Origin of the sequence: Vogesella mureinivorans (genome assembly GCF_007644035.1) — a bacterium.
Taxonomy (GTDB): Bacteria; Pseudomonadota; Gammaproteobacteria; order Burkholderiales; family Chromobacteriaceae; genus Vogesella; species Vogesella mureinivorans.
Genome location: NZ_VMTV02001178.1, coordinates 1 through 282, shown reverse-complemented (window position 1 = coordinate 282; position 282 = coordinate 1). Strand labels below are relative to the sequence as shown.

The 282-nt window shown below is 68.8% G+C and carries 1 protein-coding gene; it reads right to left on the bottom strand.

Annotated features, from left to right (window positions below; translation table 11 throughout):
* Window positions 1–282, bottom strand: a 282-nt coding sequence (locus FLQ44_RS23975; RefSeq protein WP_170253076.1) for a WD40/YVTN/BNR-like repeat-containing protein, incomplete at both ends; no start/stop codon positions are given.

Genomic DNA, 282 nt, shown 5'->3' with positions numbered 1-282 from the left:
ATGGCGGCCGCCGACGTCCTCGCCAGTGCCGACGTAGAGCACGGATGTGTTCGAGGGGTCGATCGCCAAGGTGCCGATGGAGTACGAGGCCTGCGCGTCGAAAATCGGCGTCCACGTCGTTCCGGCGTTGACCGTCTTCCACACGCCGCCCGAGCCCACCGCGACGTACCAGGTGGCCGGGTCACCGGGCTCGAACTCGATATGGGCGATGCGCCCGGACATCAGCGCGGGGCCGACGCCGCGCAGTGCAATGCCCTTGAAGGTCGGAGCCGACATCGGCGC